This is a genomic window from Paenibacillus sp. N22P23 (assembly GCF_059383735.1).
In genome coordinates this window covers 42,540-63,459 of sequence record NZ_JBXENT010000016.1, presented here as the reverse complement: position 1 = coordinate 63,459, position 20,920 = coordinate 42,540, and the positions used below count along the sequence as shown (strand labels likewise).

The following is a 20,920-nucleotide window of genomic DNA, read 5'->3' as shown; positions in this document are numbered from 1 at the left end:
TCGAGTCCCCTACGGGTCACCATTCATTTCCCTGGAGGCTTAGCTCAGCTGGGAGAGCATCTGCCTTACAAGCAGAGGGTCGGCGGTTCGATCCCGTCAGCCTCCACCATAAAAGTTTTACTTGTATTATCGCGGGGTGGAGCAGCTCGGTAGCTCGTCGGGCTCATAACCCGAAGGCCGCAGGTTCAAATCCTGCCCCCGCAACCAATTTTACTGCGGAGCCGTGGTGTAGTGGCCCAACATGCCTGCCTGTCACGCAGGAGACCGCGGGTTCGAATCCCGTCGGCTCCGCCATTTTAACCAAAGCAATACAATTCAACACTCGCCGGTGTAGCTCAGTTGGTAGAGCAACTGACTTGTAATCAGTAGGTCGTGGGTTCGACTCCTATCGCCGGCACCATCTTTACTCGAGTCATTAGCTCAGTTGGTAGAGCACCTGACTTTTAATCAGGGTGTCGTAGGTTCGAATCCTACATGACTCACCATTTTCTTATGGAAAATGATTTTCACTCATGCGCGTATGGCGGAATTGGCAGACGCACCAGACTTAGGATCTGGCGGGCGACCGTGGGGGTTCAAGTCCCTCTACGCGCACCATATTTACTTGCGGAAGTGGCTCAGCGGTAGAGCATCGCCTTGCCAAGGCGAGGGTCGCGGGTTCGATTCCCGTCTTCCGCTCCATTAGTGCCCTTAGCTCAGCTGGATAGAGCATTTGACTACGAATCAAAAGGTCGGGAGTTCGAATCTCTCAGGGCACGCCATTTTTTATTTCATAACGGGATGTAGCTCAGCTTGGTAGAGCACCTGGTTTGGGACCAGGGGGTCGCATGTTCAAATCGTGTCATCCCGACCATCTTTTTACATTAACGCTCCTTGCGAAAGCAGGGAGCTTTTTTTGTGCGTTCTGGCGAGTAGTCAGTGAATGTTGCATTTGCCGAGATTAAAACGTTTTATATAAATATGTTCAGGCTCGTATTTTTTTTCGTTATTTTTATACCGGAATTTCGAGAAAATCCAGTGATAACAAGGGGTTCAGCGCTGTGGAAATGCTGTTTGTTTTAATGTTGAAGGAATCGATAAGTCGATGGTAAGATGTCAGTACAAAGAATTGAAAATGCTTACAAAGACGTGATTCTCCGCCATGAGACGGTGACTAGCGGCCTTAGGACCACATTAAAAACGTTTTATGGGAATTATGGGGATCGGGGATCCGGTTATGTTTATGCAAGACGTCAGTTTCCGCTTAAGGTGTGTTGTTTATATAGGAATAGCGGGATCGTAGTAGAGACATATTTTTCTTTATGATGGCCTAGTATCCGGAGCTGTTAAATTGTAAGCAAAGAGAGGAACGATACTTTGGAAACCACAACAATATCTGAGGTAAAACTGCCGGTTTGGATTTGGCACCAGGAACGGGAGCAGCGGCCAAGCTGCGTGCTGACTCGTACTTTCACGGCAGAGCAAGAAATCGGCCAAGTCTCCTTACACGCGGCATTTACGGGTGGAACACGGGTTGTACTTGATGGGCAAGTGGTTGCAGAAATTGCTGAACGTCCTGGGAATGCAGGCGAGTTTATGAAGATTGTTGGGTTTCCGGATGTATTGACGCAGGGGGAGCATGAGCTGCGATTTGAGATGGACTGTACGGCTTTCATCCCGCTGGTTGAGGTGAACTATTATCTGTGGAATCGCAGGGTTGGAGCGATCGCTTTCCTGCAGGGCGAAGGATTGTGGCTTACGACAGAGGAAGCGAAGTGGCAGGCAGATGATTCGGCTGCTGTGCAAATTTGCCTGCTTGGCGAAGAGCCCTTCGGCGATTTGGAGAACAGCCCGGCTGCGTTCGTGTCAGGCGGCTTCGGAGATATAGCGGCCTACAACCTGGATGAAGTTATCGTGCGGGATCTATACGCAATCGAGGCGGATGTATCGGATGAGGGCAAAGTTCGCTTGAGCGGTGCCCATGGTCTGGATGGCTGGATAGATAAGCCGGAGCAAGAGCAGCTTGAGCTGTTCTACCATTTGCGGAAGCAGAATGAGTGGAAAGCAATGAGACAGCTCCAGATGGAGATGGAGCTTGGCGCTGCTTCCAGAGTTACAGTCGATGTGCTGGCGGAACATAACTGCCGGTTTGCCGTCTCCAATCTGGGGGACGAGCCGGTTAAGCTGCTATGGAATGGTGCAGAATCGCTCATGGAGCTTGCGCATTACGATGGATGTATCACGGAATGGCTCGTTGTTCCTCCGGGGGAGAAGGTCTTTACACTACCGCAGGGCTGCAGGTATATTCAGTTCTATGTGCTTGGTGAGGTGGAGCAGTCTTTTCTACTTGAGCTGACGTTCCAAACGGTGCATGTGGCGCTGCGTCAGGCTGGGAAACTGCAAAGCGATAATGCTGAGCTGAATCAAATCTTTGAGGTTTCCGCCCATACGAGCCGGATTTGTCATCAGATCGGCTTGTGGGACGGGATTAAGCGTGATCGGCTGAATTGGACCTTTGATTTCTACCTGGCGGCAAAATCATGTTATTTCTTATGGGACGATACGAGGGTTATTCGCCGCGCAGTCCGTGAGCTGGGCGAAGGTACGCCTAGCGGGCATTGGATGAACAGTATTTGTGAATATACGCTATGGTGGATGAAGACGGTCACCGAGTATTATTTTCAAACGGGAGATAAGGCTTTCGTACTGGAAATGAAGGAGCCGATGCAGCGTCATATCAATTGGGTGCGGCAGAACACAAGACCGGGCGAAGGGCTTCTCATCCAAGACGGCATTCTGATTGAATGGGTACCGCTGACGAACGAAGAGAAGGTCATTGCGCTACAGGCTATTTATGCATTAACGCATGCCGACTTGTTGAAACTGGCAGCCGAATTGCCGGAGCTTGAGCTGGAGCCGCTGCTGGACTGGCCGATGCGGGCACTTTCTTCCGAGGATTATATGAAAGACTCCTATGCGCTGGCGGTCAAAGTACTGGGCATTGCGAGTGGTTATGTAAGTGCTGAAGCAGCCGAAGCCTTCTTGGATGAATATGAATTGATGGATCCGATCACACCGTTGTCGGCGTTTCAGCTGGCGGAATGTTATTCTCGGTATGGGAAACATGACCGTGCATATGAGGTGATTTCGATTGTATGGGGTGGAATGCTCGATCACGGGGCGACGACCTTCTGGGAAGCCTATTCACATGGGGAAGGAAATGGCGGGTGTGATTATCACGATGCCCTTACGACCTATACAGCGTACGGTTCGTATCGGATGAGCCTATGTCATGCCTGGTCGAGCACGCCTGTGAAATGGATCGGAGAAGTTGTTCTTGGCGTTCAATCGCTTGAACCAGGTTACAAAACAGTCATGGTCTCGCCGAAACCGGTTGGCGGTATTCGTGCCTGCAGCGGTACGGTCAACACGCCGCATGGCGATCTCCAGGTGAAATGGTATGTGGACGATGATGGCAAGGTGTGCACGAGCGTCATTGTGCCTCCTGGCGTGCAGGTTGTGGAATTGAGCGAGAATAAGGTCGTCTAAATGGATAAGTGAGAAGAATAATTGTTGATTTATTGGACTCATTTAGGTATTGTGAGAGTAATTTAAAGTCTATATGTAACTGGCGTACATGGGGAACCATGAGGGAGCATATGGATACGAGCCGTACGCCTGGGCAGAGGTAAGGGGAGCTTCCGAGTTCTCCTTGCCTCTTTTTGTATTAGGAGAGGAGCGGATGTGAGTGAAATCCTATCAACAGGAGCTGTTTGAGAAGCCTTATCCGGGGAGAACCTTGATTGCGGGCATGACGCCTTCCGGGTCGCATTACATGCAGGTGTATTGGATTATGGGTCGTAGTGTGAACAGCCGCAATCGGATTTTCGAGCAAGATGGCATGCATGTGAGAAACAAAGCATTCGATCCGGCGTTGATGGAAGACCCTTCACTTATTATTTATTATCCGATCCGCCACTGGGAGGATACACACATTGTCTCTAACGGTGACCAGACGGACACGATCTACGAAGGTCTACAGCGCAGGCAGACCTTTGAACAAGCGCTTATGAACCGAGAATTCGAGCCGGATTCGCCGCATTATACACCGAGAATTTCTGCTGTCATCTATGCGGATGTGCAGCAGTATGAATTGTCGATTCTCAAAACCTATGACAATGATCCTTCCGTTTGCTTGCGTAGTCGCTATCACTTCAGCCGATTTAAGCAGGGGACAGGACACTGCATACATACCTATGAGTCAGAGCGGGACGGCGTTTTGAAGCCGTTTAAAGGTGATCCGTTCGAAGTGCCGTTATTCGATTCGATTGAAGAAACCGCCGATTTCTATTGGAAGGGAATCAATCCGGATAATCGAATATCGCTGCTGGTTAAATCGATTAGTGTGGAGGATCAAACGATTGATTTTGCTTTTCGGAATAAGCACGTGTGCCATGTGAGTAACAGATAAGGATAGGATTAGGCCGGATAATCGGGGAATACTGGAGCATTATGGTGAAAAGGGAACAAGGAGTGTGCGTACAGTGGAACTTCTGAGGCAAAAAATTAGAGAAGAAGGCATCGTGCTGGATGGCGGCGTGCTAAAGGTAGATACGTTTCTGAACCACCAAGTAGATGCGGAGTTGATGCTGGAGATCGGAAAAACATTCGCGCAGCTGTTTCGCGAGAGTGCTGTGACGAAGATCATGACGATCGAGTCTTCAGGCATTGCACCGGCCGTATTAACGGCGCTACAGCTTGGCGTGCCGATGGTGTTCGCGCGTAAACGTAAATCGCTGACCCTTCGCGATGATCTGTACACGGAGAAGGTCTACTCGTTCACGAAGCAGGAGGAGAGCGAGGTCACGGTATCTCGAAAATTCCTCGCACCGGCTGATCGCGTGCTGATTATTGATGATTTCCTTGCACATGGAGAGGCTGCACTTGGGATGGCTCGCATTGTTCAGCAAGCCGGGGCCGAGGTGGCTGGAATGGGCATCGTCATTGAAAAGTCGTTCCAATCCGGCAGAGGTAAGCTTACGGATCAGGGATTCCGCGTGGAGTCGCTCGCTCGTATTGCTTCGCTGGAAGGCGGCAAGGTGGAGTTCGTTTAATGGCAGGTAAGCCGTGAACAATTAGGAATTTGGCAAGATTTCTTGTGCGGCGAATGATCATGATGATAGAAATATCGGACTCCGCGTGTCTATCCCAAAGGGAGGCTTTGCTGGGTACGCTGACTGCGAAGTGAGTTGCGAATGATGAGTGATGAGTGAAGAGTAACATGAGATATGGGGAATGGCTGTACCAGGGGATGGGACCGGTGCAGCCATTTTTGTATGGGTTGGGATCAGAGGTATGCTATGTTCGAGACAGGTAGAGGAAGTTTGTTACTGTGGTTAAGTGCTAACGAATCGTACGGGCCTTATTTGCATGAAATTAGCCGATAATCAAATCTAACGAATCGTGCAGGCCTTATTATGGGGAAATGGAGTCAAAATCGGCATCTGCACATGAAATAGTGCCGCCTGTAGGATTCGTTAGAAATTCAAACCCAGTTAATATGTCGAAATAAGACCTCTGGGATTCGTTAGAGTGAAACTCACTGATGGGGAGCGATTGGTGGAAGCGTACCTCTAGGTTATTCTATTGACTAGATCCAGGTCTTCTTCAGCATGTGCAAATAGCGGTTCAATGCTTCGATGAAGCTGTCCGTATCAGCGGTCAATCGGCGCAGTAATGAATGAAGTGTTTCCCCCATTTCAAGGCGGTAGGGGGCGATCCACCGTTTCTTGTTGCCGGTCCATAATAATCGGGATGCGCTGTTTGCTAACGTTTGCTGCATCTCCTGATTGTGGCTTAGCGCGATGACACGGCTCACGAAATCATATTCGAACTGGCATAACGCGAGCTCGCCGCCAGCGCTAGGAGAGGGCACGCCGTCAGTGCCAGGAGAGGGCTGATCGCCGCCGCCAGGAGAAGGCACGCCGCCAGCGCTAGGAGAGGGCACGCCGCCAGCGCCAGAAGCGGGCATGCCGTTAGTGCGAGGAGCGGGTATGCCGCCAGTTCCAGGAGCGGGCTCATCGTCAGCAGCTAGCAGTGATTCCAGCTCGCCAATCAGTTGCCGGGACAATTCGTCCAGTGCATTTCCGTCACGGAGGCGAACTGTCGTCACGGCATACAGCAGCAGCGCAGTTAGCAGTTCAAGAAGATCGCCGACTCGCTGGGCGGATGAATCGAGTACCAGCACGCCGTGTTTGGGAATGATCCGCAGGAAGCCTTCGTTCTCGAGCTGCTGCAGTGCGGCGCGGACCGGCGTGCGGCTCATATCGAGCTGACGGCTGAGCTGTACCTCGGAGGTGACGGTTCCTTTGGCAAGCTCACCGCCTATAATTTGTTCGTAGATGATGTGATAGGCTTCATTGCGCAGCGATTGGCGTGGCATGCTGAGGTCCCTCCTATAATTCGTACAACCGAAAGCTATTAAAAAGTAGTATAACATAAGAGAGAGGAAGCGAAGGAGGGACGGCCGTTGGAGAAGCAGCAGACCGCGATGACGCTTCGTGATCAGGCTTTCGAAGCGATTAAGAAACGGATTGTTGAAGGGGAATGGCCGGGCGGCATGTTTTTGTCCGAGAAGATGCTTAGTGAGCTGCTCGGCATGAGCAAAACACCGATTCGCTCCGCGCTAGACCGGCTGGAGATGATGGGGCTCGTAAAGCTGTCCCCGAAGCAGGGGGTCATCGTGCAAGAGGTTTCACTTAAGAAGATTCTGGAGATCTATGAGCTGCGGCTGTCGCTGGAAACTTATGCGGTTCGGCGACTGACGGGGATGATGGATACGGCATTCTTCGTGGGTTTAGATGCGAATTTGGCGCAGCAGGCAGAAGCGATTGCAGAGGAGGACATTATCCGGTACGTGGAGCTTGATCGGCAATTCCATGCGCTGATTATCGCAGGGCTCGATAATGAGGAGTATACAGAAGTGATGTCGCGCATCCAGGATAAGTTCCTGCTTGTCGTGCGGACGACCTTTAATCGCAATAAGAAGCGGCTCGCAGGCAGTATAGAAGAGCATTGGCAAATTCGCCATGCACTGGCAGCTACTGATCCTGAGCTGACCGTCCAGCTATCGCAGCGGCATATCGAATATGTGAAGAAGATTATGCTTTGATGTATACAAGTTAGACATCTTGTCGCTCCCCAAACCGCTATGCTACGCTGGGCTCAATCAAGGACAACGAATTGGGAGGCATAGCGGCAATGAAAATAACGAATATCCGCACTTATATTCTCGGAAACCCGTGGAAGAACTGGCTCTTCGTATTAGTGGACACAGATGAGGGCGTCACGGGGTTAGGCGAAGGGACGCTGAACGGTTTTGCCAAAACCGTAGAAGCTGCCATTCATGAGCTGAAGCATCTCGTCATTGGACGCGATCCGTTCGATGTGGAAACGATCAGCCTGAAGCTGTTCCGCGACGTCTATTCTGACGGCGGACAGATTCAAGGGTCTGCTTTGGCCGCAATTGAAACCGCTTGCTGGGACATCATGGGCAAGGTAACGAATCAGCCGCTCTATAAACTGCTTGGCGGCAGCTGCCACGATAAGCTGCGCTGCTACGCAAACGGCTGGTACCGCGGACCGAATACGCCGGAGAATTTCTTCGAGAAAGCGAAGATTGTAGTCGATAAAGGTTACACTGCTTTGAAGTTCGATCCGTTTGGCGCAGCTTGGCGGACAGTCAGCAGGCAGGATTTCTCCGCTGCGATTGAGAATATTGCGGCTGTTCGGGAAGCGGTCGGCAAAGATGTCGATATTCTCATTGAAGGACATAACCGCTTCAGCGTAAGTACGGCCCTGCAATTTGCGGACGCGATGCTGAAATATGAGCCGACCTGGTTCGAAGCGCCTGTTCCACCGCAGCTGATCTCCAGCATGGTCGAAGTGGCGCGCCGCAGTCCGGTGCCGGTTGCCTGCGGGGAGGACTACTACTCGCGCGAACAATTCGCCGAGCTTCTCCGCCATGATGCGGTGCATATTATTCAGCTGGAACCGCAGTATCTCGGTATCTCGGCATCGAAGCAAATTTGCGGCATGGTGCATGCCCATAACGGTGTGACGGCTCCGCACAGCGCGCAAGGTCCGGTATGCTCGGTCGTATGCAGCCACTTGAACATGGCGACGCCGAATTTCTTGATCCATGAAATTTTCGATGAATTCAATGAGCCGTGGGAAGAGCAAGTACTGCTTCCGCCTTTGAAAGTTCAGAATGGATACTTATTGCCTCCGGAGGGTCCGGGCCTTGGTGTAGAGCTGAATCTTGAAGAAATCGATAAGCATCCGTATCAGGTTGGCAATTGGCTGCCGCTCTTCAAACAAGGTTGGGAGAAGCGCGAAACCGTCAAGTAGCAGCAGCACAAAGCAAAGCAAGGCGAGGAGAGGCGTCCGTACGAAGGACGTCTCTTTCGATCATAGCGATAGTGTGAAGGTGGGCGACCGATGAGCTGGAACGGGAAAGTGGTTATCGTGACAGGTGGGGGAAGCGGGATTGGCAGGGCTGTCTGTCACCGTTTTGCAAGGGAAGGTGCAGCGGTTGTCGTGGTAAATCGCACCGCTTCGAAAGGCGAGGCGGTTGCAGATGAGATTACTGAAGCGGGATGGATTGCCACCGCGATGCAGGCAGATGTATCATCGGAGGCGGATGTGAAGCGGGTTGTAGAGGATACGCTCTCCAAGTATGGCCGAATCGATGTTATGGTGAACAATGCCGCGGTATGCCCGCAAATTCGCATCACGGAGATGAGCTTGCAGGGGTGGAACGAGGTCATCACGAATAATTTGACATCGGTCTTTTTATTCTGCCGCGAGGTGCTTCCTGCTATGGTCAGTAATGGCGGCGGTGCCATCGTAAACGTCAGCTCCGTACACGCACTTGCTACGCTGGATGGTTATTCTGCTTATGCGGCTTCCAAAGGTGGCATCGTTTCGCTGACGCGTGCGATTGCGCTTGATTTTGCTAAGCAGAATATTCGGGTAAACACAGTTCTGCCCGGAGCTGTACATACGCCAATGCTGGAGAGCAGCATTAAGAACCTCGACACGCCGCGCGAGGAAACGATGAAGCAGTGGAACGAAGCGCAGCCGATGGGCCGTGTTGGCACAGCAGATGAGATTGCAACGGTCGTCATGTTCGCGGCAAGTGCGGATAACTCGTTTATGACGGGGGCCGTGTTAGTGGCGGATGGCGGGATGACTATTGATTTGTAGGAGGACGAACGGTTGATGCAGCAATCTAATGCACAGCTGCGAGAGCAGCTTCATTCGCGAAAGGCAGAGCTGGTACTGGACGCCAAAGCGATACTCGCCGAAGGACCAAGCTGGAATGCGGAACAAGGGAAACTTTATTGGGTGGATATAACAGGCGGCTCATTCAGTCGGTTCGATCCGGCTACAGGGCTCAACGAGAAGTTCACGATTGGCAAGCCTGTCGGTGCTGTCGTATGTGATGCTTCGGATGGCGATGCCGTCATTTTGACGACGCGGGATGGATTCGAGCGTTACCACTGCGGGACCGGCGAACTCACGCCTATTGCCGACCCGGAGTCGCATTTGCCTGAGAACCGATTCAACGACGGAAAATGTGATTCTGCCGGCCGTTATTGGGCTGGGACGATGCAGGACGCCGAAGTAGAAGTTAAGGGGTCCTTCTATGTGTTGGATAACGACCTAAGCTGCCGCAAAATGGTGGATGACGTAGGCGTGTCCAACGGCATCGCTTGGAGTCTTGATGAGAAGCAGATGTACTATATTGATTCCATGAAGCAGACGGTGACAGGGTTCGACTATGATGTGAAGACTGGGATGATTAGTAATCCGCGCCTGGTGATTGATTTTCAGCCGGAAGAAGGGTTCCCGGATGGAATGACGATCGATAGCGAAGGCATGCTGTGGATCGCGCATTGGGATGGCTGGCAAGTGTCCAGATGGAATCCGCTGACCGGTCAAAAGCTGGAATCAATCTTCGTTCCGGTGGCAAAAGCGAGCTCGTGTATCTTCGGCGGCGAGCAATTGGATACGCTCTATATCACGACGGCGAGCATTGGTTTAACTTATGAGACGAATGGTGATCAGCCGCATGCAGGTGGACTATTCACATGCAAACCGGGCGTAGTCGGTACGCCGACATATGCTTTCCGAAGCGACAAAACATTTACGTAAATTTTAGCAAATTCGAGCTTGCGGAATCTATCAATTTTACCCAAAACGGGTATAGTAGAGATAGAGGCAAGCCTGACTCAAAGGGCAAGTCTCGCTAACGCTTGCGAGCGAGGAGATGGCAATTATGAACCGACATGCACTAGGCATCACGCTAACAATCATCGGATTGGTGGCTTGCATCTCAACAGCATCGGCAGTCGATAATAAGGGCTACGCGCCTGTAACCCAAACTCCGGAAATGATCACAGTTTACATCAACGGCATGGACAAGCAAGGCGGTAAGCTGCTTCTGCAGACAGACGAGATTCAGTGGTTCGAAGGTGAAGCGGCGGATGAGGCTTTCGTCAAGGAAGAGCCGGATTCCGGACTAGACGAAGCGCCAGACGGCTACTACATCGTCAATGATGATGAGACGCTGAAGAAGCTTGAGGTTGATCCTAACGCGACCGTCATCATGCAAATCTACGATCGCACCGGAAGCCTCGTGAATGCTTCCACCGAGTGGAACCAGACGATTTCGCTTGCGAAGTTCGATGGAATTTTCCACGCGGATGGCCTCATTACAGTCAGCGATTATCCGTATCATCTAACGATTAAGAACGGTAAAGTCACACGCATCGTACAGCAATTTATTCCTTAACCTATTGGCTATACGCCTTCGAAAGCCGCAATCCATGCGAACCATGGATTGCGGCTTATTTTATTTGCAGTATAAAAAGAGCGGCAGCCTGAAACTTTCAAGAAATGAAAGTTCCAAGCAGCCGCTCTGGTTACATACGGTATGCTATTCAAACCGCGCCAGGAAGTAGTTCTTCTTCCCGCGGCGAAGGACAATGTACTTGCCGTATAGCTTCTGATCTTGGCCAAGGACGGTTTCACCATCCGTTAGCTTCTGTCCATTGATGTAGACAGCGCCGCTCTCGATGTCCTGTTTAGCTTGTCGACGCGAAGGAGCCGCCCCGACTTCAATCATGAGGTTCATCAAGCTGCGATCTTCTTCGCCTGTACACACGGTAGTGGGCATATCTTGCAGCGCCTCTACAAGCTCGGTTTCGCTCAGTGACATGAACTCGCCGGAGAACAGCGCTTGCGTGATTTTCTCAGCTGTTACGACTGCTTCTTCGCCATGCACGATTTTCGTTACCTCGCGGGCAAGCTCGCGTTGTGCGACGCGGCGTTCAGGCTGCTGCTTCAGCTCGGACTCCAGCGCCTCGATTTCTGCTTGCGAGAGGAACGTGAAGTATTTCAAGAATTTCACCACATCGTTATCGTCTGTGTTGATCCAGAACTGATAGAACTGGTACACCGATGTTTTGTTCCGATCGAGCCAGATTGCACCGGTCTCGGATTTGCCGAACTTCTTGCCGTCGCTCTTCGTGACAAGCGGCATCGTCATGCCGTAAGCGTCGCTGCCGCCCATTTTGCCGATCAATTCAAGACCTGCCGTAATGTTGCCCCACTGGTCGCTTCCGCCCACTTGCAGGGAACAGTTATGTTCTTGGTTCAGCTTATAGAAATCGTAAGCTTGCAATATCATATAGCTGAATTCCGTAAACGAAATGCCGTTGGACAGCCGCGAATCTACGGAGTCTTTAGCCAGCATGTAATTAACTGTGAAGTTCTTGCCGATATCCCGCAGGAACGTAATGACATCAAGCGGAGCAATCCAGTTGTAATTGCTTACCAGCTTGGCAGGGTTGCCTTCTGAATTGAAATCGAGAAAGGCAGATAGCTGTGCTTTCAAGCTGTTCGTCCACGAAGCAACCGTGTCCGCAGTATTAAGCGAACGTTCGCTGGAGCGGCCGCTTGGATCGCCGATCAAGCCTGTGCCGCCGCCAACAAGTGCAAGCGGAATATGGCCTGCAAGCTGGAAGCGACGAAGGCATAGAATAGGTAGCAGGCTGCCAATATGAAGGCTGTCGGCCGTCGGATCGAAACCACAGTACAGCGTAACACGCTCACTTTCCAGCTTCTTTCGCAAATTCTCGGTATCGGTTAGCTGATGAATCAGACCACGGTACTCCAAATCATTAACCAGGTCTTTACTGTTTTGTACGCTTCCACTCAACATTAGAAATCCCTCCAGTAGTTAGTTGAAAACAAAAGAAAGACCCGCCCCTGTCATAGACAGGGACGAGTCATCGCGTTACCACCCTAATTGAAAACGCAGTGCGTTCTCCACTCATGTCATGTAACGGCTGACAACCGTCTGCTCCTTCTGCACGCTGCAGTTTCGGAGGCGAGAAGCTCGGGAAATGTAATTGACGTTCAATCTGTACCGGCTTGCACCAACCGCCGACTCTCTGGAAGCATGATTTGAACGCTGCTGTTTTCCTTCATGGCTTTATGCATTTTACTTATTGAAATAACTTTATACGATTGTGGCTCAGCATGTCAACTTTGAAGAGAGCTGAAGAAGAACTTGGCAGGTTTTTCGCCACGTTATAAGATAAGACCATACCAGCGAAAGGAGCTCGATCACGCATGTTTGATCCGACTGTATTTGATAACTTGAAGGTATCGATCGAGAACCAAGTCTATGATCTGGACAATATTTCCGGACAAATACTTATTACGCATCGGGTTGATCGGCTTGAAATGGCGGTTATGGCACGGGTATTCGCCCTGCAATTTACGCTAGCGAGCGGTGGCGGCATTACGGCAGAGATCAGGCTGGAAGCATCGCTGAAGGATCTCGCGGCAGAGCTGCTTGAGCAGAAAGGCGAGAACCCGGGATGTACGCTGCGGTTGCGCTTCTATATGCCGGTTCAAGATATTGAAGCGGAGTGCAAAGCGATTGAGCAGAAGCTGCTCGACTTGTGGCAGCCGGAGCTGCCGCCTACACAAACGCTGAGCTTCACGTATGGTGAACAAGCGGTCAGCTATTTTAATGAAATTGAATTACATTTCAACCGGAAAATCAACGAGGAGCAAATGGAGGATTTGCCGGATCTTATTGATCATGTGATACAAACGCTTGAGGCGCTGGATGGCCTAAGTACGGGGGATTGACGGGCTGTTTTCAGGTATGAATTTTAATTCCGACAAAAACGATAGGAAAAGTGTTGACAATGGATGCTGTTGCCAATAAGATAGAAACAAGTAAAGCAAACGACAGCAATTCATTTGTCGGATGACATAGGATGCAATCTACTGGACCACCAGAGATTCAATGAGAGAGCGTGATTGTACACGCCCTTATTGGGTCTTCTTTTTTTATCCGGAATCATCATTAAGGGGGAGGAACGACGAAGTAAGCTGTCGTTCTTTACAGGCAAGGCACATTTAGATCCCACTACACTATGCTCAGAGAGCGAAGAAGGAGATGTACTTTCTATGAAAAAACCAAAAGTTTCGAAACTTACTTATTCCCTGGTGATCGCAAGCGCTGTGTTTCTGGTGTTGACTTATACCGCTGTATTCGCCAATAAAGATTCGCAAGAGAGTACCAATCCAACAGCACCAAGTGCTGCTACTGTAGAACAAGCTGCAGCGCCAGCGGCTGCACCTGCTGAAACGAAAGAGGCAGCCCCTGCAGCAGTAGTAACTACAGAAGAAAAGCAACCAGAATCAACTGTCGCTCCTACTGAAGAAGCGCCGGCAGCTGAACCAGCTGTTGAAACTGCAGCTGCACCAGCTGAAGAGACACAAGCCGTGAACGTTGAAAATGAGGCTGCTTCTGCAAAAGAAACGAAAGCAGCACCAGCGGCATCGACTAAGCCTTCGGTGAAGCAAGTGAAAGCAGCAGCAACAACAACAAGCCCGAAAACGGCTTCCCCGGTAACGACTAGCTCTGCTGCACCTAAAGCAGCTGTCGCATCTGAGAAAAAAGAAGAACCAGCAGCTGTTGTAGCCTCACCTGTAGTTGAAGAACAACCGAGCACACCGGCTCCTGAAGCAGCTCCCGTTGACAAAGGACCAAAGAAGGTAGGCTCCCTGGTTGCTAAGAAAGAAACGCCACAACCAGCAGCTTCGACATCGTCTTCATCGTCATCCTCTTCATCATCGTCATCATCAAGCTCGAACTCTTCGTCCTCGGATTCTTCGAGCTCTTCAAACGGAGGAGACAGCGGCGCGGTGGAAGAAGAGGTTTGCCCATAACCGCAATGCCACACACTCATCCCACCAATTAGGAGCGTAACTATATGCGAAAACATCAGCCAATTGTCAGACTAGGGGCATTACTACTAGCCATCTTCCTAACGATCCCGTTCTTTCAAGCTCCAGCCGCTGCCGCGGAATCGGCAAGCCCAAGCTCAAGTGCTATCAGCCATTATGATTATTTTAGTGATGTATACCCGAATTTGAAGGATGCTCACCATGTGTTCAGAACGGCTACGTATGAGGATATCGCTCACGTATTCGAGAGTGAAGGTACATACGCTATTCTGTTCGGCGGCGCATCCGTTGCCAGCACACAGGCGAATATCGGCTTTATTAATCAGGTTGCCAAAGAATACAACATCTCGACGATCTACAACTTTGACACCAAGCTCGACGGTGTGAGCTTGGATCTAACTGACAGCAGCAATCCGTTTGCCGCTGTGTACACGGATCTGGTGAACAAGTATTTGACTAAGAAGGATGCGAGCGGCACAGCGATTGAAGCGAGTCCGGCTGCAGACGTCAAAGACCAAACGTTCCTCTTTATCTACAACAAGGACAATAAAGACGGCGCGAACAGCCAGCCAATCGTAGCTTCACTGAAAAGCAGCAACACCTCGGCCGATTTCTTGACAGACGGCGTGGAGGATGCGGCGAAAGTAACGGCGTACAAGGATCAAGTAAAAGCGGTCTTTGGCGCGGCACCATCGTACGACACGATCAATCCGAACGATTTCATTGAACTGGCTTTCAATAAGAACGTGAAATTCAACTCGACTAACGGTCGTGATATCTTCGACGGTACGGATGGCGACATCGTACTGGAGCATGTAACGTATCATCAGCTTATTAAACTGCTTGCTACGCAAGGCAACTACGCGATTCTCTTCGGCGGATCGTGGTGCCCGAATACGCAAGCGGCGATTAAGTTTATCAATGAATACGCGAAGAAATACAACGTCGATAAAGTGTACATGTGGGATCCAAGACTGGATGCGGGCGTTGATGTGACGCAGACGGATTCGGCTACGTTCGATTCCCACGATATCGATCGTCTGATGGTTCGCGACACGAAACACCCATATGCCAATCTGTATGTGGACCTGGTGAATACGTACCTGACGAACATTCTGACGCAATATGTGAAAGGGTCAAATGACGTCCGATATAAAGATGCGAATAACAATGATGTCATTGCAAACAAACTTCAAGTTCCTTACTTGTTCACGTACAACAAGGATAACAAGGATGCAGCCGGCAACAACGCTCCGATCCTTGGACATGTTGAGCTCATGTACTCGTGGACGAATATCCAACCGGATTACGTGCCGGTAGGCGTATCGCCGAACACGACCTACAAGGCTGCACTCGACAAACTGTTCTCGAGATTAGAGGCTGTACCGACAGGGCTTACGGGGGTTGCGCCAACTTCGGCAGCCGCAAGTGACGGTCGAATTACAGGCACGAAAGCAAGCTTGGAATACAAGCTGGCAAGCGCTGAAAGCTATACGGCTGTAACGGGTAATTCCATTACAGGCTTGGCGGCAGGCACTTACAATATCCGTTATGCAGCTAAACCGGGTTACAATGGTCCGGTCAGTAAACGAGTTGAAGGTGTAACGACACTGATTGCCCCAGCCGAAGTGCTGTACAGTGCAGGAGCGTCGGTGGATGTAGTCGTACCGGCTTCTTCAAACAGCGGAAGTAGTGCTATCAGCCATTATGATTATTTCAGCGATGTGTACCCTAATTTGAAGGATGCCCATCATGTGTTCAGAACGGCTACGTATGAGGATATCGCTCATGTATTCGAGAGTGAAGGAACATACGCGGTTCTGTTCGGCGGCGCATCTGTTGCCAGCACACAGGCGAATATCGGCTTCATTAATCAGGTTGCCAAAGAATACAACATCTCAACGATCTATAACTTTGACACGAAGCTGGACGGTATCAGCTTGGATCTTGCGGACAGCAGCAACCAGTTTGCCGGTGTGTACACAGATCTGGTAAACAAATATTTGACGAAGAAGGATGCAAGCGGCACAGCGATTGAAGCGAGCCCCGCTGCAGACGTCAAAGATCAAACGTTCCTCTTTATTTACAACAAGGATAATAAAGATGGCGCAAACAGCCAGCCTATCGTGGCTTCGCTGAAGAGCAGCAACAGCTCGGCTGATTTCCTGACAGACGGCGTGGAAGATGCGGCGAAGGTAACGGCTTATAAGGATCAAGTAAAAGCGGTCTTTGGCGCGGCACCATCGTACGACACCATCAATCCGAACGATTTTATCGAATTGGCTTTCAATAAAAACGTGAAATTCAATTCGACGAACGGACGGGATATCTTCGACGGTACGGACGGCAATGTCGTACTGGAGCATGTGACGTATCATGAGCTTGCGAAGTTGCTTGCTACGCAAGGCAACTACGCGATTCTCTTCGGCGGATCGTGGTGCCCGAATACGCAAGCGGCGATTAAGTTTATCAATGAATACGCGAAGAAATACAACGTCGATAAAGTGTACATGTGGGACCCTAGACTGGATGCGGGCGTTGATGTGACGCAGACGGATTCGCCTACGTTCGATTCCCACGATATCGATCGTCTGATGGTTCGCGACACGAAACATCCATATGCCAATCTGTATGTGGACCTGGTGAATACCTACTTGACTAACATTCAGACGCAATATGTGAAAGGGTCAAATGACGTCCGATATAAAGATGCGAATAACAATGATGTCATTGCAAACAAGCTTCAAGTTCCATACCTGTACGTCTACAACAAGGATAACAAGGATGCAGCCGGCAACAATGCTCCGATCCTTGGACATGTGGAGCTTATGTACTCGTGGACGAATATCCAGCCGGATTACATATCGACTGGCGTATTGCCGAACACGGTCTACAAGGCTGCACTCGACAAACTGTTCTCGAGATTAGAGGCTGTACCGACAGGGCTTGCGGGTGTTGGAACAACGACGGCAACTGCCAATGACGGTAAAATTACAGGCACGAAAGCGGGCTTGGAATACAAGCTGGCAGGAGCTGCAAGCTATACAGCTGTAACGGGCAATTCCATTACTGGCTTGGCGGCAGGCACTTACAATGTCCGTTATGCGGCTAAACCGGGCTACAATGGTCCAGTCAGCAAGCGAGTTGAAGGTGTAACGACGCTGATTGCGCCAACTGAAGTGCTGTACAGTGCAGGAGCATCGGTGGATGTAGTCGTTCCAGGTGACCAAATTAGCCCACCAACGCCACCTTATGTAGTAAGCACGCCTCCAACTGTGGAGGTAACGAATACAACTGCAGGTGATACAGCTACTTCAACGTTCACTGTACCATCCAAAACCGATGCGGCTACAGGTACAACATCAGCTGTCGTCACGAAGGAAGTGGTTACAGCTCTGGTAGCCGATGCGAAGAAAGCAGAGACGGCTGGAAAATCAGCTGTAATCGAGTTTAAGGTAGAAGCAAGCTCAGCTACTGAAACCGGCCAGCTAAGCATTCCGCGCAGTGCTTTCAACGAAGTTGCGGATGGTACTGGGGCGCAGGTTAAAGTGAACTACACCACAGTCGGCTCGATTGCGTTCGACACGAAGGCAGTAGAGAACATTCGTGCAGCCTCCGGTGACGGCGATATCACGATTGAAATTGCCAAGCGTGAGCTTACTGAAGAAGGCAAGCAAGTATTAGGTGACAGACCTGTATATGAGCTGACCGTGAAAGCGGGAGACCAAACGGTTTCAACTTTTGGCGGAGGCAGTGTCAAAGTAAGTGTGCCTTATACGCTGAAGACTGACGAAGATCCAAATGCAGTCATTGTCTACTATTTGACCGATGACGGGTACTTGGAAACGGTAAACGGAGTGTTCAATTCGGCAACAGGTACGGTGGACTTCGTGACGAACCACTTCTCGCAATATATCGTCGGTTACAACAAGGTTGCTTTCTCCGATGTTGCACCAGCTTCTTGGTACAGCAAAGCGGTAACCTTCTTAGCGGCAAGAGATATTGCTACGGGGACGGACGATACTCACTACAGCCCGCTCGCGAACGTGACGCGCGGCCAGTTCCTGGTGCTGCTATTGAAAGCTTATGGCATCGTGCCGAATGAGACTGAAGCGGATAATTTTGCGGATGCAGGCAATACCTATTACTCGATCTATCTAGGCGCAGCGAAACGTCTTGGCATCACGAACGGCCTTGGCGACAATCTGTTCGCACCTGATAAAGTCATTACAAGGCAGGATCTGTTTACACTTCTGTATCGCTCGCTTGACGCTCTTGGCAAGCTTCCGACGGCCAAGTCAGGCGCTACTGTAAGCAGCTTCGCTGACGCTGATCAAATTGCTGCTTATGCCCAAGAGGCGGCTGCAGCGCTTGTGGAAGGCGGAATCGTATCCGGCAATAACGGCAAGTTAAGCCCGCAAGGGGTTACGACAAGAGCTGAAGTTGCGCAGGTATTGTACAACTTGCTTTCGAGCAAATAGAAGATCCTCTCATAATGGGCAGCCAATTGGCTGCCCATTAGGCTGTCGATAAAGTCTCGACGGCCTTTTTTTTATGGATATAAATGAACACATCACAGCGTTCATATCGTAGAAATCTCATCTCGGACTCCTCTTCTTGCATGCGGTGAAAATCTAACGAATCGTAGGGGCGTTATTCCGCCGATTTTCGGGGCTTCGAGAATCTAACGAACCGTAGAGGCCTTATCTTGGGATAATCGGCTCCAAACTACTCCAAAACCGACAAATAGAGCTCCTACGGTTCGTTAGCATGCTTTCGGAGCCATTAATGGGCTAATAAGCCCCGTACGGTTCGTTAGAGCATTCCGCACTTCCAAATAACTTAAAAGCAGACCGCCCGAGGAAGTTTCGCGGATGCCATGGAGTCACACGGACTTCGCTATTGCCGGTTTCGCGGAAAGAAAAAGTGCTGGAGCAAGCACGGATGAGTGCTATCTGCCAGAACATAAATTGTGCAAAAACGAGCGGGTGCAAAAAAAGCCCTCCGTCGTCCATAGATGGACGGGAGGGCTGATCTTCGACGATTTCTACCTTAAGCAGTTTGCAGGGAGATTTCATCGTCTTTGTCATTGTTGAAGGCTTCGCGGTCAAACTCGCCTTCCGAATTCGCAACGAGCAGGGAAGTAACGGTTGTTCCTGTCGCGTTGACCGTTGTGCGGCCCATGTCGATCAGTGCCTCTACACCGGCAACAATTGCCATACCTTCAAGCGGGAGACCTAATGCAGTCAATACGACAGTTGTCGAGATGACGGCAGGTCCCGGAACACCGGCAACGCCGATCGATGAAACAATGCTGACGAGCACAAGCACGATATAATCGCTAAACGCCAGATCGATGTTATACACCTGAGCGGTAAAGACAACGACAATGGCCGGCCAAATCCCGCCGCATGCGTTGAAGTTAACGGATGCGCCAAGTGGTGCAACAAAGCTTGCGATACGTGGCGACACATGCAGACGCTTCGTAATGACATCCAGATTAACGGGAAGCGTAGCATAGCTGCTGCGAGTTGTAAACGCGACAGCGATCGTCGGATAGATTTTACGGAAGAATCGGATCGGATTGACCTTGGCAACGAAGAAGACCAGACCGCCGAATATGAGAACAAAGTGCACGATCAGTGCTACGTAAGAGGTAATGATTACACTTCCGAGCTCCTGCAGCGTTTCCCAGCCATAGTGGGATGTAACACCGGCGATAAGTGCGAATACGCCATAAGGCGTGAGTCGAATGATGAATTTCACGACCTGATGAAGCACTTGGGCGAGCGATTGAATCAGATCACGGACAGGTTTCACCGTTTCCGCGTTTCTGGATCCGAGCTTGATAATCGCTACGGCAAGGAAGATTGCGAAGATAAGCACAGGCACTACTTTGCCATTGGCTGCTTCGTTAATCGGGTTCGAAGGAACGAGGCTCAGAATAACTTCAGAGAAGGTCGGAATTTCACGGGCTTCAAAGTCTGCCGGCGCCGTTTGTTGAATACCGCTGCCCGGATTGATCGCAAGCGCGATCAGAAGACCGATTATAGAGCCGACTCCGGTGGTTCCTAGGAACCAAGCGAAGGTTTTGAGACCGATTTTGCGTAAATACTCCAGATTGGTTAAGGATGAAATACTGTTAAGTACAAGGATGAAGACCAGTGGTACTACGAGCATACGAATGAGGCTGATATAAATGCTGCCGAACGTTGTAATGCCCTTGGTGTCATAGTCCAAATTCTGAAACAAGATGCCGACTACAAGTCCGATGCCTAGGCCAATCAGGACCCGAGCGCCGAAGCTTACCCGCTTACGTGCAAGAAAAAATAAGACCCAAAATACAAAGATAGAAGTAACAAAGCTGTACCAGTTCGTTTCAATGGCTGACAAAAAGTTGTTGTCTATATGTCCCATCGTTTAAATCCCCCTTAATCCAAGTAGTTTTATCGGAAATATAGTTTCACTCTAATCGCCGAGGGGAATATTGTCAATAGGGAAGAAAGTACGGAGCGGATAAATATCGCGATTGTGATTTCTTCCAGGGAAGATGATTGTGATTTCTTCCATTTGAATATAGGTGAAAGTGATGGCGTTCATAGAT

General features: G+C 50.4%; 14 protein-coding genes, 9 tRNA genes, 1 riboswitch and 1 other annotated feature. Of the genes, 20 read left to right on the top strand and 3 right to left on the bottom strand.

Features of this window, described 5'->3' with window-relative positions:
* The first annotated feature begins 33 nt into the window (after positions 1 to 33).
* The 12 genes from AC506A_RS30060 (at position 34) to AC506A_RS30005 (ending at position 5,093) form a co-directional block, all read left to right on the top strand.
* Positions 34 to 109, top strand: a tRNA-Val gene (locus tag AC506A_RS30060).
* Positions 110 to 130: 21 nt separating this feature from the next.
* A tRNA-Met gene (locus tag AC506A_RS30055) sits at positions 131 to 207 on the top strand.
* 10 nt (positions 208 to 217) lie between these two features.
* A tRNA-Asp gene (locus tag AC506A_RS30050) sits at positions 218 to 294 on the top strand.
* Between the two features lie 30 nt (positions 295 to 324).
* Positions 325 to 400: transfer RNA gene (locus AC506A_RS30045), tRNA-Thr, on the top strand.
* Positions 401 to 409: 9 nt separating this feature from the next.
* A tRNA-Lys gene (locus AC506A_RS30040) sits at positions 410 to 485 on the top strand.
* A gap of 29 nt (positions 486 to 514) precedes the next feature.
* Positions 515 to 597: transfer RNA gene (locus AC506A_RS30035), tRNA-Leu, on the top strand.
* A 9-nt stretch (positions 598 to 606) separates the two neighbouring features.
* A tRNA-Gly gene (locus AC506A_RS30030) sits at positions 607 to 681 on the top strand.
* 3 nt (positions 682 to 684) lie between these two features.
* Positions 685 to 761, top strand: a tRNA-Arg gene (locus AC506A_RS30025).
* 15 nt (positions 762 to 776) lie between these two features.
* A tRNA-Pro gene (locus AC506A_RS30020) sits at positions 777 to 853 on the top strand.
* Positions 854 to 1,356: 503 nt separating this feature from the next.
* Positions 1,357 to 3,528 (top strand): alpha-L-rhamnosidase-related protein, encoded by a 2,172-nt coding sequence (locus tag AC506A_RS30015; protein ID WP_495464680.1) that lies wholly within the window; start codon positions 1,357 to 1,359, stop codon positions 3,526 to 3,528.
* A gap of 65 nt (positions 3,529 to 3,593) precedes the next feature.
* A riboswitch (ZMP/ZTP riboswitch) is annotated at positions 3,594 to 3,670 on the top strand.
* Between the two features lie 57 nt (positions 3,671 to 3,727).
* Positions 3,728 to 4,450, top strand: a complete 723-nt coding sequence (locus AC506A_RS30010; RefSeq protein ID WP_495464679.1) for an IMP cyclohydrolase — start codon at positions 3,728 to 3,730, stop codon at positions 4,448 to 4,450.
* Between the two features lie 73 nt (positions 4,451 to 4,523).
* Positions 4,524 to 5,093, top strand: a complete 570-nt coding sequence (locus AC506A_RS30005; protein ID WP_495464678.1) for a xanthine phosphoribosyltransferase — start codon at positions 4,524 to 4,526, stop codon at positions 5,091 to 5,093.
* Between the two features lie 536 nt (positions 5,094 to 5,629).
* Here AC506A_RS30005 and AC506A_RS30000 read toward each other — a convergent pair.
* Positions 5,630 to 6,421: a GntR family transcriptional regulator gene (locus AC506A_RS30000; protein ID WP_495464677.1), complete on the bottom strand. Its 792-nt coding sequence runs from the start codon at positions 6,419 to 6,421 to the stop codon at positions 5,630 to 5,632.
* 87 nt (positions 6,422 to 6,508) lie between these two features.
* Between AC506A_RS30000 and AC506A_RS29995 the strand changes: the two genes are divergently transcribed.
* From AC506A_RS29995 to AC506A_RS29975, 5 genes are all read left to right on the top strand, one after another.
* A complete protein-coding gene (locus AC506A_RS29995; RefSeq protein ID WP_495464676.1) occupies positions 6,509 to 7,150 on the top strand; it encodes a GntR family transcriptional regulator in 642 nt (213 codons plus the stop codon).
* Positions 7,151 to 7,239: 89 nt separating this feature from the next.
* The gene (locus AC506A_RS29990) at positions 7,240 to 8,388 is read left to right on the top strand and encodes a mandelate racemase/muconate lactonizing enzyme family protein (RefSeq protein ID WP_091225446.1); all 1,149 of its coding nucleotides are present in this window, start codon (positions 7,240 to 7,242) and stop codon (positions 8,386 to 8,388) included.
* Positions 8,389 to 8,478: 90 nt separating this feature from the next.
* Positions 8,479 to 9,246 carry an SDR family NAD(P)-dependent oxidoreductase gene (locus AC506A_RS29985; protein WP_495464675.1) on the top strand — a complete coding sequence of 256 codons (768 nt, stop codon included), beginning with the start codon at positions 8,479 to 8,481 and terminating at the stop codon, positions 9,244 to 9,246.
* A 15-nt stretch (positions 9,247 to 9,261) separates the two neighbouring features.
* Positions 9,262 to 10,197, top strand: coding sequence for an SMP-30/gluconolactonase/LRE family protein (locus AC506A_RS29980; protein WP_495464674.1), 936 nt, complete (start codon positions 9,262 to 9,264; stop codon positions 10,195 to 10,197).
* 124 nt (positions 10,198 to 10,321) lie between these two features.
* The gene (locus AC506A_RS29975; protein ID WP_495464673.1) at positions 10,322 to 10,837 is read left to right on the top strand and encodes a hypothetical protein; all 516 of its coding nucleotides are present in this window, start codon (positions 10,322 to 10,324) and stop codon (positions 10,835 to 10,837) included.
* Positions 10,838 to 10,981: 144 nt separating this feature from the next.
* Here the strand turns inward: AC506A_RS29975 and tyrS are convergent, their stop codons facing one another.
* Positions 10,982 to 12,268, bottom strand: coding sequence for a tyrosine--tRNA ligase (gene tyrS / locus AC506A_RS29970; RefSeq protein WP_495464672.1), 1,287 nt, complete (start codon positions 12,266 to 12,268; stop codon positions 10,982 to 10,984).
* Positions 12,269 to 12,323: 55 nt separating this feature from the next.
* Positions 12,324 to 12,546 (bottom strand) — a binding site (T-box leader).
* A 135-nt stretch (positions 12,547 to 12,681) separates the two neighbouring features.
* Here tyrS and AC506A_RS29965 point away from each other — a divergent pair.
* From AC506A_RS29965 to AC506A_RS29955, 3 genes are all read left to right on the top strand, one after another.
* A complete protein-coding gene (locus AC506A_RS29965; RefSeq protein ID WP_495464671.1) occupies positions 12,682 to 13,209 on the top strand; it encodes a hypothetical protein in 528 nt (175 codons plus the stop codon).
* A 324-nt stretch (positions 13,210 to 13,533) separates the two neighbouring features.
* Positions 13,534 to 14,298, top strand: coding sequence for a hypothetical protein (locus tag AC506A_RS29960; protein ID WP_495464670.1), 765 nt, complete (start codon positions 13,534 to 13,536; stop codon positions 14,296 to 14,298).
* 44 nt (positions 14,299 to 14,342) lie between these two features.
* Positions 14,343 to 18,797 carry an S-layer homology domain-containing protein gene (locus AC506A_RS29955; RefSeq protein ID WP_495464669.1) on the top strand — a complete coding sequence of 1,485 codons (4,455 nt, stop codon included), beginning with the start codon at positions 14,343 to 14,345 and terminating at the stop codon, positions 18,795 to 18,797.
* Positions 18,798 to 19,368: 571 nt separating this feature from the next.
* Here AC506A_RS29955 and AC506A_RS29950 read toward each other — a convergent pair.
* Positions 19,369 to 20,733, bottom strand: coding sequence for a dicarboxylate/amino acid:cation symporter (locus AC506A_RS29950; protein WP_495464668.1), 1,365 nt, complete (start codon positions 20,731 to 20,733; stop codon positions 19,369 to 19,371).
* Between the last annotated feature and the right edge of the window lie 187 nt (positions 20,734 to 20,920).